At 43.9% G+C, this 12,543-nt stretch carries 12 protein-coding genes; 7 read left to right on the top strand and 5 right to left on the bottom strand.

Annotated elements, in window-relative coordinates:
- Positions 1 to 27 precede the first annotated feature (27 nt).
- Both R8G66_00905 and R8G66_00900 read left to right on the top strand, forming a co-directional pair.
- Complete coding sequence (locus tag R8G66_00905) at positions 28 to 348, top strand: helix-turn-helix transcriptional regulator (protein MDW3190889.1); 321 nt, start codon at positions 28 to 30, stop codon at positions 346 to 348.
- Positions 345 to 2,972 carry an ABC transporter permease gene (locus R8G66_00900; protein ID MDW3190888.1) on the top strand — a complete coding sequence of 876 codons (2,628 nt, stop codon included), beginning with the start codon at positions 345 to 347 and terminating at the stop codon, positions 2,970 to 2,972. The genes R8G66_00905 and R8G66_00900 overlap by 4 nt, the downstream gene beginning before the upstream one ends.
- A gap of 7 nt (positions 2,973 to 2,979) precedes the next feature.
- Here the strand turns inward: R8G66_00900 and R8G66_00895 are convergent, their stop codons facing one another.
- Positions 2,980 to 3,189: an LPXTG cell wall anchor domain-containing protein gene (locus R8G66_00895; protein MDW3190887.1), complete on the bottom strand. Its 210-nt coding sequence runs from the start codon at positions 3,187 to 3,189 to the stop codon at positions 2,980 to 2,982.
- Positions 3,190 to 3,505: 316 nt separating this feature from the next.
- Complete coding sequence (locus R8G66_00890; GenBank protein ID MDW3190886.1) at positions 3,506 to 5,557, bottom strand: helix-turn-helix domain-containing protein; 2,052 nt, start codon at positions 5,555 to 5,557, stop codon at positions 3,506 to 3,508.
- 228 nt (positions 5,558 to 5,785) lie between these two features.
- Here R8G66_00890 and R8G66_00885 point away from each other — a divergent pair, with 228 nt between their 5' ends.
- From R8G66_00885 to R8G66_00865, 5 genes are all read left to right on the top strand, one after another.
- A complete protein-coding gene (locus R8G66_00885) occupies positions 5,786 to 6,343 on the top strand; it encodes an ankyrin repeat domain-containing protein (protein MDW3190885.1) in 558 nt (185 codons plus the stop codon).
- Positions 6,344 to 6,350: 7 nt separating this feature from the next.
- Positions 6,351 to 7,412: an acyltransferase gene (locus R8G66_00880; GenBank protein ID MDW3190884.1), complete on the top strand. Its 1,062-nt coding sequence runs from the start codon at positions 6,351 to 6,353 to the stop codon at positions 7,410 to 7,412.
- Between the two features lie 107 nt (positions 7,413 to 7,519).
- A complete protein-coding gene (locus R8G66_00875) occupies positions 7,520 to 9,715 on the top strand; it encodes an MMPL family transporter (protein MDW3190883.1) in 2,196 nt (731 codons plus the stop codon).
- Between the two features lie 9 nt (positions 9,716 to 9,724).
- The gene (locus R8G66_00870; protein ID MDW3190882.1) at positions 9,725 to 10,186 is read left to right on the top strand and encodes a peroxiredoxin; all 462 of its coding nucleotides are present in this window, start codon (positions 9,725 to 9,727) and stop codon (positions 10,184 to 10,186) included.
- A 320-nt stretch (positions 10,187 to 10,506) separates the two neighbouring features.
- Positions 10,507 to 10,950: a YtoQ family protein gene (locus R8G66_00865; protein MDW3190881.1), complete on the top strand. Its 444-nt coding sequence runs from the start codon at positions 10,507 to 10,509 to the stop codon at positions 10,948 to 10,950.
- Positions 10,951 to 11,038: 88 nt separating this feature from the next.
- Here the strand turns inward: R8G66_00865 and R8G66_00860 are convergent, their stop codons facing one another.
- The 3 genes from R8G66_00860 to R8G66_00850 all read right to left on the bottom strand — a co-directional run bounded on the left by R8G66_00860 (position 11,039) and on the right by R8G66_00850 (position 12,282).
- Positions 11,039 to 11,392, bottom strand: coding sequence for a hypothetical protein (locus tag R8G66_00860; protein MDW3190880.1), 354 nt, complete (start codon positions 11,390 to 11,392; stop codon positions 11,039 to 11,041).
- A 101-nt stretch (positions 11,393 to 11,493) separates the two neighbouring features.
- Positions 11,494 to 11,895 (bottom strand): group III truncated hemoglobin, encoded by a 402-nt coding sequence (locus R8G66_00855; GenBank protein MDW3190879.1) that lies wholly within the window; start codon positions 11,893 to 11,895, stop codon positions 11,494 to 11,496.
- 15 nt (positions 11,896 to 11,910) lie between these two features.
- Positions 11,911 to 12,282, bottom strand: a complete 372-nt coding sequence (locus R8G66_00850; protein MDW3190878.1) for a DUF6122 family protein — start codon at positions 12,280 to 12,282, stop codon at positions 11,911 to 11,913.
- Positions 12,283 to 12,543: the final 261 nt, after the last annotated feature.

Genomic DNA, 12,543 nt, shown 5'->3' with positions numbered 1-12,543 from the left:
TATTTAGTCTACAAACAAGACACAAATATGCAAAGAACCCATCTCGGTGAATTTGAGGAACTGGTCTTACTCATTGTCGGTGCTTTGCAGGAAGAAGCCTACAGTATGTCAATTCGTACAGAATTAAGTAAAACTGCGGACCGAAAACCAAGCATCGGTGCCTTGCACGCAGCCCTGAATCGATTGGAGGACAAAGGATTTATTAGTTCTCATGAAGGTGGTGCTACCTCCGAGCGTGGTGGTAGAAGAAAGCGATTTTATGAGATCACCGATGCAGGGAAAGAAGTATTAAGAAGCTCTTATGAGTTGCGTAGTGGCTGGTATAAACTCATTCCTGGGTTGTCATGAAAAGCCAATTACCCCGTTCGATCAAGTGGCTGATCTCCCTGATGGCAACGGGCAGGGACAAAGAGATCATTGAAGGTGATTTCGAAGAGGCCCTTGCAGAAGCAAAACCACGTTCATTGCATTACTATCGACTCGTTATGAAAGAATTATTGGGCATGATGCGTATCACTCATTTAAGAAGAAAACAACGACAACAACCTTCAGGCCTTGGGGCGAATCTACTCAAAGTAATCATTCGTAACCTGCGTAGAAAATGGAATTACACTGTGATCAATGTATCGGGTCTGAGTATTTCTTTGATGGTTTTTGGTTTGATCCTCGCATATGTGACACACGAATTGGGGTATGATCGCTATCACAAAGACCATGAGCGAATTTTTCGTATCACATACCAGGAAAATGCGGACGAACCTGTTGATGGACATTGGGCTCGGGTACCACTGGACTGGATCAATAAGCTACCAGACTACTTTCCACAAGTAGAGCAATATGTACGGTTCCAGTCTTTCCGATTCAGGGATATTCAAGTCGGTGAACAGGCATTTCGGGAACATTACGCTTTTTCCGTGGATCCAGATGTTTTTGACGTTTTGGACCTACCATTCGTCCATGGCGATGCACAATCTGCCTTACGTCATCCCAACAGTGTGGTGCTCACAGAAACGATCGCTCGTAAGTATTTTGGCACAAACGAGGTGTTGGGGGAAACCCTGAAAACCGTCAGTAACTCTGGCGATTTTGAAACTTATCAGGTAACAGGAGTGATTAAGGACATTCCGGATAATAGTCACCTTCCAATCAATCTCTTGACCACAATCAATACGCAAGAAGAACGCACAGGATGGGCATATATCTACGTGAAATTGAGTGCAGAAAAAGATGCCAGGGTAATTACCGAAGATATGCCGTCATTCATTGAAACACATGCCCCTGATCCGGAAACCACCTCCATGTTCAACTTGCAGCCGATTTCGGATATTCACCTGAATTCACATTTGTCACGAGAAATAGCGACCAACAATCAGCTTTCCAATATTCTCATTTTTCTGGGGGCCAGTGTATTCCTCTTACTGGTGGCCATCATAAATTATGCGAACCTCAATTCGGTACAGTCCTTGAACAGGTCTCGTGAATTGGGCATTCGAAAGGTCTTGGGTGGTTCTAAAACGCACCTTCGGCAATATTTCTTCCTGGAGTCGTTCCTGCTGTTTGTTCTCAGCCTTGTTCTAGCCGGAATTGGTTACGTCACGCTATTGAAATATCTGGGAGCGTTCCTGGGGCAGACACTACAGCCTGATACTTCTTTATTGTTAGCAGTCACACTTTCCTTGATGATTGTTGTTCCGTGGATCAGTAGCCTCTATCCTACTCAGGCCCTGGTGAAGTTGTCCATTATTCAGGCACTGAAGTCGCAACTGGCCATCAATTCAAAATTACCACGGCGAAAGATCCTGATCGGTCTACAATTTGGGTTGGCGATGGCCTTGATTTCAGCCATGCACATCACGACGCAACAATTTCATTTTCTTCTAAACAAAAACCTGGGTTTTGAACGGGAACAATTGGTAGCAATACGGCACATACCAGATGCTGTAAAGCAGAACATGGACGTTATTCGAGAGGAGCTCGTCAGGCTCCCTTCAATCAATGCCGTATCAGCCGTTATGGAGTTACCGGGCAGTGCCGTAAGAGACGGAATTATCCTACTAAAGCCTGGTCAGGAAGTGGAAGACGGTATTCCGGTAGATATTCAGATTGTAGAACCAAACTTTCCGGAATTGATGAAAATGGAGTTTGTAGCTGGCAAAGCCTTGCGCCAGGTGTCCTACCCTGCCTTCCCTCCTGGATCTTCTGTTCAAGAGATCTTTAGCACGATAAGCGATCGCCAACGAAGTTATGTCCTCAATGAAGCTGCGGTCCGGTTATTGGGATGGGACAATCCTTCTGAAGCACTTGGAAAGACCATTAGCGGATTCAATCCCTTTTATCAATTATCGGAAGGCCAGATCGTGGGAATAGTCAAGGATTATCACCAGGAGAGTTTGCGGGCTGCCATCGATCCGGTAATAATGGTTTATGAACCGATTTGGCTCAATCATTTGCTGGTCAAACTTAATAGTGGCGACCTTTTTGAGACGGTAGAACAAATGGAAGCCCTATGGCAAACCAAATACGCTGCATACCCCATGGACATGGTTTTTCTTGATCAGGAAATGAACAACCTCTATGAAAGTGAACGTCAACAAAAAGAACTGCTAAAGATTTTCACTGCGATCACCCTTGTCATTGCCATCCTTGGATTGTTGGGCTTGATGGGATACGCCCTGAAAATCCGACAAAAGGAAATGGCTGTTCGTAAGGTGCTGGGTGCCGATCTTGTGGCGCTGATCCAATTACTTGCAAAAGAATATTTATGGAGTCTGGTGATCGGTATGGCATTGGCAGTGCCATTGGTATGGATGTCCATGGAACAGTGGCTTCAAAACTATGCCTACCATACTGAGATCGGTGTTTCTAGTTTTGCAATAGGTGCGATTATCCTCGCCTTACTAATTCTTGTTCCACTGATCACGCAGGTCATTCGGAATGATCGAAATCCAGCTGAGGTGCTGAAAAGTGAATAATAAGTGATCAACTCCTTCTTCTAAGGGTGAAATAGCCCGCAATCACGAGCAACAATCCTATCAGAGAGGCCCAATAGCGTGATGTTCCAGCATTTACAATGGGTTCATCATTGCCGAGTATGTAATAGCCGGCCCAAAAGAATGGTGCTTTTTCAGCGTAACTTGCGTTTTCAAGGTATTGCGCCTGGGCATATAGCACGGCTTCGCTTTTTTTCATGCCATCTCAATCCTTCATAGAAGTATTCCATGATCACCAGGGCTGTGTGATCAGGTACTTTCCATCGGGTAGCCAGGGTCGACTGGACGCCAGGGCATTAGTTGGATCTCGTTCTGCAGATTTAATTAATTGCGCGCATTTGGTAGAATCTTGCGTTGCTTGCAGCGCACAAAGTGTGTGCACCGAAAATAGTATCAAGACGAGGAATCTTGGTTTTACATGCATTATTGTCAGAATAGTTGTTCCCTGTATTAATCGACAAAGAACAAAGAAAGCTTCTGCTTTTAGGTAAACATCAAATTTAAAACTGTTTTCCTCAAAGTAATCCTTCTTGCTTGAGTTGTTCTTTGAGCTTGTTATGCGATTCCCAAAACTTTGTATTGATTCGGTCTGCGATAACTTCATATCCTGGGTGGTTCATCACTGATCTCGTAATAGGATCATCCTCTAAAAACAACACAAACCAATATTGAAATCCACTTTGTTTTGAGAAAAGGTCCAGATGGGCAATGGACTTTTCCATTTCCCCAGTCACTGCGTAGTAGCTGAACCAATGTAAATCCTGATAAATGGAAACATCTTCTTCCGCATAGGCCTTGAATTGATCGAGATATACTTGTGCTTCCTGATCCTTCCCAAGTTGCTTTAATACAAAGGCGATTTTGGCCTCCTCCGCCTCAAAAACGGACATACCATATAAGTCCCTTGTTTTTAAGAACTTATCGTAGTAGTAATAGGCCGTGTCATATAGTTCCATTGAGTAATATACTTTGGCTACTTCCTGTATGATGTCCAGCCTTGTGGTATCCCGTTGCAAAGTAGCCAGAAGCATGTCCCTGGTTCGTTCAATGTTTCTGTCCTGTGCTAATAGAATGTAGGCAAGGACGTACTCGGAATACAAATTATCAGGATCGTGACGCAAAGAGGTTCGAGCGCTTTGTTCCGCTTCCTTCACAAATCCATTTTGGATCAAAGCATTGGCCAGATGCAAATAAAGAAAACCCGTTGCTGTAGAGTCGCTACCTGACTTTTCGAGTTTGGCTCCTCTCAGCGCGTATTTTAAATATTTTTTCGAGTCTGGCAAATAGCTATTATAGATCAACGACAGCAGGTTATTGGCTTCAGCCGAATTGGGATTGTATTCCAACGTCTTTTCAAAATAGGTAATGGCCCTTTCGTACTGTCCTTCATGCAGGTAATACAACCCCTTGGAAATCACACAAATGCCCGATTCCGGGTCAAGTAGAATGGCACGATCGGCGTGCCGGTTGATGATCTCGCTATATTGTTTATCCAGCTTAAATACATCCAGATAATAATAGCAGATAGCGAGGTAAGCATGCGCCGAAGCGAAATCTGGGTCTTTGAAGGTGGCTTTTTCGAAATAAACGATCGCACTATCCAGGCCTTCCAGGCTTTGCGATTTGGTAAATGCCACGCCTTTAAGGTAGTGGTCAAATGCCACAGGGTCTTTTGTGGGAGTCGTCGCAATCCTACGTTGTTCATCCGGAGTAATGATCACTTCAATCTCAGCAGCCACATCTGACGCAACTTCTGCCTGTAGATCGAAAATGTTTTGTGTAGTGCGTTGGTATTGTTTGGACCAAAGGTGACTGTCGCGCTTACCCTGGATCAACTGGACTGTGAACAAGAGCTGATCCCCTATCTTCTGTCCACTACCCTCCAGCACATAATACACCTCCAGGTCTTCCGCAATATCACGAATGCTATGTTGCAGATTTCGATAAGGCTCAACGGAAGTTCTGCTTACTACCCGTAGGTCTTCAATCTTCTGCAGGTTATTTAAAATAGATTCCATCATCCCATTGATGATGTATACATTGCTGCTATCCTGACTATCATTGATGAATGGTAATACTGCAATGGACTTTTCAGGGATGCTTTGCTTCTGAGAACTTAGCATCCAGCCAAAAACGATCAGGATCAATAGTAATGCAGAACCGCTGACCAAGATAAGATTACGATGGTTTGGAAGAGAAGTGCTATGATCCTCTAGAGCCATTTCTTCCGCTTGTTTACGTGCTTCCCCTGGCGAATGTCCGTACCTCTCTTTGTAACACTTGATGAAATAGGAATTACTACTAAAGCCGACCTTAAAAGCTATTTCTGAGATTGTAAGTGCCTCATCTTTGAGATAAGAGTTGGCATGATGCAGCCTTACATTACGAATGAAAACACTCACGGACTGATCGGTGGATTTTTGCACCTTACGCAATAAGCTAGATCGACTCATGTGCATGCGATCAGCCAGTTCCGTCACACCGAATTGTTCGTCTCCCAGGTTGGCTTCTATCTCAGCCACCACTTTTTCCAGGAATTCATTTTTTACTTGAAGAAAGTCGGACACGAATCGGTAAAATTTATGGCTACAATCTTAGGAAAGATCATGCAGACCTAAGGTGTTAAACGCCCATTTTTCCAGGCCCCTTTCAAGGTGTTTGCATCATAGTTGATACGGATGCCGCATAGTTGATACACTCGATCAAAGATTGCTATGTTTTGATTCACAGCTGTTTAGTGGACTGGGACTCGCTCAATGACCTTTGCTAAAAAAAATACTTAAACAGTTTTCACTATGCGAATCTATTTTAACTTCCTCTTGCTAATCAGCGTCATGACCTTGCAATGGGCATGTCAGTCCAGCCAAAAAACTGAGGCAGATAAGACGCCTGAGGCTCCTTCACAAACCATACATGAGGCAGCCTTTTTGGGCAATACAAAGGCCATCGAGCAACACATTCAGGCCGGGTCGGATTTGAATGTTAAAGATCAATACGGGTCTACCGCACTTACCATTGCCGCCCTCTTCAATAAACCAGAGGTTGCAAAACTTCTGATTGACGCCAATGCTGATATCCATGTAACGAGTGCCGATGGGTCCACTCCCCTGCATACCGCTGCTTTTCTTTGCCGGATTGAAATTGTTGAAGCGCTATTGGCTAAAGGAGCAAACAAGGAGTTGACCAATTCCTTTGGCAGCACGCCGCTACAATCGGTACAAGCTCCTTTTGAAAGTGTAAAACCCGCTTACGATCAAATCAGTAGAGACCTGGGACCTCTGGGATTCAAACTCGATTATGACTTTCTAGAGGAGAACCGGCAGGTCATCGCGGAAATGCTTACCAACCAATAAGTCACTCATGAAAGTCAATATGCAATCTGATCGACGATACGACATAGATTGGCTGCGTGTCATCGCCATTGGCATGTTGCTGGTCTATCATTCATCCATAGGTTTTCAACCCTGGGGAGCATTGATCCGCTTCATTCAAAATGATCAATTCAGTGAGCCACTTTGGGTACTCATGTCCATGATCAACATCTGGCGAATTCCTTTTTTGTTCTTTGTGTCTGGAATGGGTGTCTGGTTTGCATTGCGAAACAGGACCTGGAAAACCTTAATCCAGGAACGATCCAAAAGGATTCTCCTTCCGTTTTTGGTAGGTATATTCCTCTGGGTGCCTTTACACCAAAATATCTGGCAGGTTTACTACTCCCAACCCATGCTGTATCTACCTAATCCCGGACACCTATGGTTTTTGGGCAACATATTTAGCTATGTACTGCTGCTTACTCCTCTGTTTTTCTTCTTAAAAATCAACATAGCGTCACCATGGGTAAAACGCGTGAAGCAAATGTTCAGTCATCCACTATTTCTATTGGGATTGATCATTCCATTTGTACTGGAAGCCGAATTGATGCAACCGGAAAGTTTTGAGCTATACGCGATGACCTGGCACGGATTCTTCTTGGGATTGGTGGCCTTTCTGGTTGGGTTCTTTATGGCGTTCTCAGGTCAGGAAATCTTCGTTAACCTATCACGGTATCGTTGTATCACCGTTAGCCTTGCCGTGGGAATCTATTTGATGCGTGTCTTGTATTTCGAATTAAGAACTCCGGATTACCTGATGTCCATCGAATCATGTCTTTGGATTTATGCCATTGTTGGGTTAGGATATCGCTATCTTAATCGATCAAGTCCTGTATTGACTTACCTGAGTCAAGCGGCTTATCCAGTATACATCATTCACATGATGGTCTTATACGGAGGATCAGTATTGATTTTCCCGCTTACTATGAATGCCTTATGGAAACTTTTATTGCTCAATGGCTTCACCTTTGGAGGCTGTTTCTTGATTTATGAATTGATCATTCGCCGAATAAAGCCCATCAGGTCTCTTTTTGGGTTAAAATCTAATTAATCAGACTTGTAGAGTTGAGTTGTTGGACAAACGAAAGATAAGATTTTCAGGAGTGAATCAACTGCTATTTATCATCATGAAATAAAGTCACTACCTTCGGCTTCCAAATGAGTCGATCCTCCAAAACATCGGCAATCGCCAATATCTTACTACTACCTGCAGTTGCCAGGAAGTTGGCTTTCGGTACCCTGGGAATCTCACTTGTTCTAGCCATTTTTCTTCCCAGGTTGCAATTCCAATTTGAATTGGAATCATTGTTTGCAGAAAGTGGCGATCATAGCTTCTACTTATACCAGGTGGAAGCATTCGGATTTGACAATGACTTCCTGAATCTAATGGTCGTTCCTGACGAGAGCAGTGTGTATCGGTGGAAATTTCTGGAAGATATGCGCGCTACAATCAAAGCGCTGGAACAATTGGAAGACGTGGAGTTCGTTTATTCCCCTTTAAGCTTGAGAAAGTTGATCAAAGGACCTTCAGGTGTACAGACTTATCCTCTGCTCAATGCCGCATCAAAACTGCAATCGGACAGTTTATTCATTGCTAATGACCCCTATTTAAGCCAGGCCTTTCCAGCTTCCAATGTTTTTGTGATCCTGATCAAGCACCGTCATTTTCTTGACGCCAAAGCGTCAGAATTATTCATGGAAAAAGTCAAGCCGATTGCTGATACCTTACCTTATGAGCAGCATTATTTAGTGGGTAGACTACCTGCGGAAAAAGAGTTTCTTAGCTACATCAAAACAGATTTTGCCGTTTTTCTGGCCTTGTCTTTGGTCCTGTGTGGTGTGGTGCTTTGGTGGATTTGCAGAAGTGCTAAACTGGTACTTTATCCATTTTTGATCAGTGTGCTGAGCCTGATCTGGACGTTTGGCCTAATGGCATTATTAGGGGTGCCGGTTACCATCATGACGTCTCTGTTGCCTCCTATCGTATTGTTTGTGGCGTGCTCAGATACCATTCACCTGATCGCGGCGTTTCGCACGAGTGGGAATGCTCAATCGGCCATTGAAAAGGTACTTGCCCCTACTTTCCTCACTTCTGTGACTACTGCCATCGGATTCCTAAGCCTCTTATGGATACCTGTGAGCCTGATCCGTAACATGGGCTGGATTGCAGCGCTAAGTGTCTTGTTTGCCTTTATCACTACTTATATGCTTGCCCCGCTCTTTCTCAAAGGGAAAGTAACATCGGTCAATTCTGGTAATAGCCTCACCTGGATTCTGCAAGTCACCAAACGATATGGCATCGCCATTATCATCGGATTCTTCCTATTGACGGGTACCGGACTCTGGGCCAGCCTCAGGCTAAATGTAGATGCTTATCTACTGCATGACATGCCATCGGATGCCTTGACCGTACAAAGTTTCAACTTCTCCGATGAACAATTGGGAGGTTCTAAACCTTATGAGGTTGCGATCTGGCCTAAAGACACATCAAAGACCATATGGGACGCTGCGGTGCTCGTAGAAGCTTCTAAAATCGTGAAATATCTGGAGCAGTCTTATCCGGTAGCCAATGTGTTAGCTCCTACGAAGTTTATGCAATATGCCCGGCATGCAAGGCATGGTATATACGATTTGAAGCAGATTTCACGTCAGGATCAGCTGCTGGCCCGACGGATCGAAAGGCAGTCTAGTATTCAGGTAGTCAGTGAAGATGAGCGTCTTGCTCGAATTACCGGAAACATCAAGGAATATGGCTCGCTCAATACCAATGAACGAGATGCAGCTTTCAAAGAATACGTACGCAAAAACATCGACCATGAGGTCATTCAATATCGAATTACCGGCACCAATCACTTGATCGATCAGACGCATCATTTATTGGCAGGATCTATGGCCAAAAGCCTTGGATGGGCGGTTCTGCTAGTTTCTATTTTGTTTGGGATCTATTTCCGATCAGCAAAATGGTCACTGATTGCATTGATTCCTAATGTCGTGCCTTTGTTGATCACTGGACTGTTGATGTATGTCCTGAAGGTACCCATTCAGCTCTCAACTTCACTGATATTCGTGCTGGTATTTGGCATTGTTGTAGATGATACTATTCATTTCCTTGCCACGTTTAAACGATCACCGGCTGGCACTACTGAAGAAAAGTTGGACTACACCATGGAAACTTCCGGGCGTGGAATGTTGCATACGACCATCACACTGGTAGCTGGATTTGCGCTGTTTTTACTGTCTGGTTTTGGTGGCACCTACTATCTTGGGTTCTTCCTTTGTATCGCTTTAATTACAGCTTTGATAACCGATTGGCTGCTGTTGCCGGTTATACTGAGGAAATTCAATAGAAATTAGAAAAGACTTATGCTTAAAGTTGGTGATCAGCTACCAAATATCTCTTTAAATGATCAGGATGGCAACCTGGTAAATCTTCAGGAATTCAAAGGGAAAAACCCGTTGGTAGTCTACTTCTATCCCAAGGACGACACCCCTGGCTGTACCAAAGAGGCCTGTGAGTTCCGAAATGAAAACGACCAATTCAAACAATACGATGCGAAAATATTTGGCATCAGTGGCGATAGTGAGAAATCTCATCAGCGCTTCATCGCTAAGCACTCCCTGAATTTCAGCTTACTCAGTGACAAAGGACGAAAAGCCGAAAAAGCGTTTGGTGTTCCCAGAAGCCTATTCGGATTACTTCCGGGTAGAGTGACATTTGTGGCTGATAAAGAGGGTGTTATACAGCACATCTTAAACTCCCAAACGGATGCCCGAAGACATACGCATGAGAGTTTAAAAATGTTGAAGCGGTTGGCTGAGGGATAGTAATTCAATGTCGTTTAGTTATGGCTCGTCACTGCGAGCTTGCGATCGGAACGCCGAAGCGGCAGTCTAATTCATGTTTATGCTCCAGAAGTATATTTGAGATTGCTTCATTCTTCGCGATGACGGTATTCTTCTCTTAACTAATCGACATTGGATAGTAATTTTTAATTCCTCATGGAAATGAGAAAATTTAGCACACCCTCGCCTTCGCGGCCCGGTTACAATCGAGGGACGAGGGACGAGACCAGGCTACAGTCGCGTAGTATTCATTGACGATCATTATCGAAAGGCTTCTAAAAATCTTTGACTAATTTTTCGTCATGAATCTAACCATCTACTTATCCGGTGAAATACACAGTGAATGGCGTGAAGCCATCATTGAAGGTGCGAAAGCCAAGGAATTGCCAGTAAGCTTTTCTACCCCAGTGGTAACACATCAGGCATCAGATGATGCGGGTGATGTATTGGGGGCAGAAGAGAAGTCGTTTTGGAAGGACCACAAGAGTGCTAAGGTCAATGGCATTCGAATCAAAACGGAAATCGAGCGGGCAGATGTAGTGATCATTAAGTTTGGAGAGCAATACCGACAATGGAATGCGGCCTTTGATGCAGGTTACGCTGCAGCCCTGAATAAACCTTATATTGTCATTCACCCCGAAGGATTTACGCACGCTTTGAAAGAAGTGGATGCACGCGCAGCGGCCGTAGCAACAAATGAGGATCAGGTGTTAGAGATACTGCGCTACCTGACCCTCGAAAAATAGCAGATAAATTCGTTTGATATACTCGAAGAGCTTTCTGCTTAAATTTATTCTTGACTCCTTTTTCAGGATTTCAAATTCTTATTAGTCTTTATATCAACCCGATCAGGTTAATGGCAGTGATTAGCCATTGTAAAGCGGTCAATGCAAAGAATAAAGGCAGCGTTCTTCTCATGGGTTGAACTGCCAGGATCATGGTGATCATTGTAAAACTCGAGAAGATGAACACAAACATTTGTAGTGAACTATCTCCGGCAATGTTCATTACCCACAATGCAAAAGGCAAGGTGATACAACCCTGGGCAAGAATGATCCCCACTAAAATGATCAACCGGTAATAATCCATTTTGTCTGCCCAGGTCACGAATCGATTAAAAGCAGTCTCCGTTTGAGGCAGTGACAAAGGTTTTACTTGGTGCGAAAGGGTACTTGATTGTGCTTTCATAAGAAGATGTCTTTTCGTAAATGCTTACGAGAACAAGATTAGCGGAAGGCATTACCCCAATTGCTGACGTTTGTCAGACCAGCTAACTGATCTTTATCAGGTTAAGATGTTTTCTGCTGTTTCCGAGCCTGCCAGATGCGGATGAACATCATGTGAGACATGTTTCTGGCTCGTTCTTTGGCCAGGTGTGCCTTTTCTCCATCAAACAATTCATCGACGGTCGTGAACCACAGCTCCAGCCAATTTCCAAAATGCGCTTGTTCCACAGTATGACCAAAATTGGCATCCACATCCAGGTGTGCTTTAACCGGATTACCCTTGTAGAGCGGCTTGAAGAATAAATTGGTTTCCCAGAAATCAGTCAGCGTCGTTGTATGTTCTTCCCAGTCGGAAATCGTTTCATTGAAGAATGGTCCTAATTCCGGATGCTGCCTCACTTTTCCGTAGAAAGTAGTGATCAATCTGGTGAGGTCTTCCCTATTTTGAATGTCTGCTTTATGCATGATCAACAACCATTATCAACTGCCCAATAACTCATACAGCGGATTTCCTTCATGACAGGCTCCACACTTACCAAACATGAACATACAATCAATGGCATCAGTCAACAAATGAAACAATAAACCTATGCCAATGATTCTCCATGGTTTCTTTAAAAAGAACAGGACCACATACACACCGGCAGCATAGATTGTATGTAAAGGATGATAACCAATGCTACATCGGTTGGCCTGAAAAACAGGTGTCGCCATCAAATGATCCAGGTCTACCAGCATGGTAGCCAACATGATGAAATAGGCCTTTTTCCATTCGTCTTTGAAGAATATCACAGCGAGGAAAAAGGGAGCTCCTAAGTGAAGAAAGTAATGGATAAAAAATTGTAGGCTCACAAGTACAATGATAGGGTGATTAAGTAAGGGCACTTGATGTTTGTCATTAAAAATCCTTCATTGAGATTCTCATAATTAACTTCTAAAACTCCATTCTCTCTATTAACAGGCATAGCCATCAAATTAAGGAAAATGCAAAAACCTCCCGTCTTCGCGAGGCACCGAAGCGATCTCTCACGGGAGTTTAGGCCCATAAATCGTAAGATTGGTTCACTTCGTCGGGTGGCCGGAGCCATCGCATTGACGAACTACAATCATCTT

The organism is Cytophagales bacterium, assembly GCA_033344775.1.
Lineage (GTDB): Bacteria > Bacteroidota > Bacteroidia > Cytophagales > Cyclobacteriaceae > JAWPMT01.
Note: the sequence above shows the minus strand (reverse complement) of the source record. Positions and strands in the feature narration are given on the sequence as shown.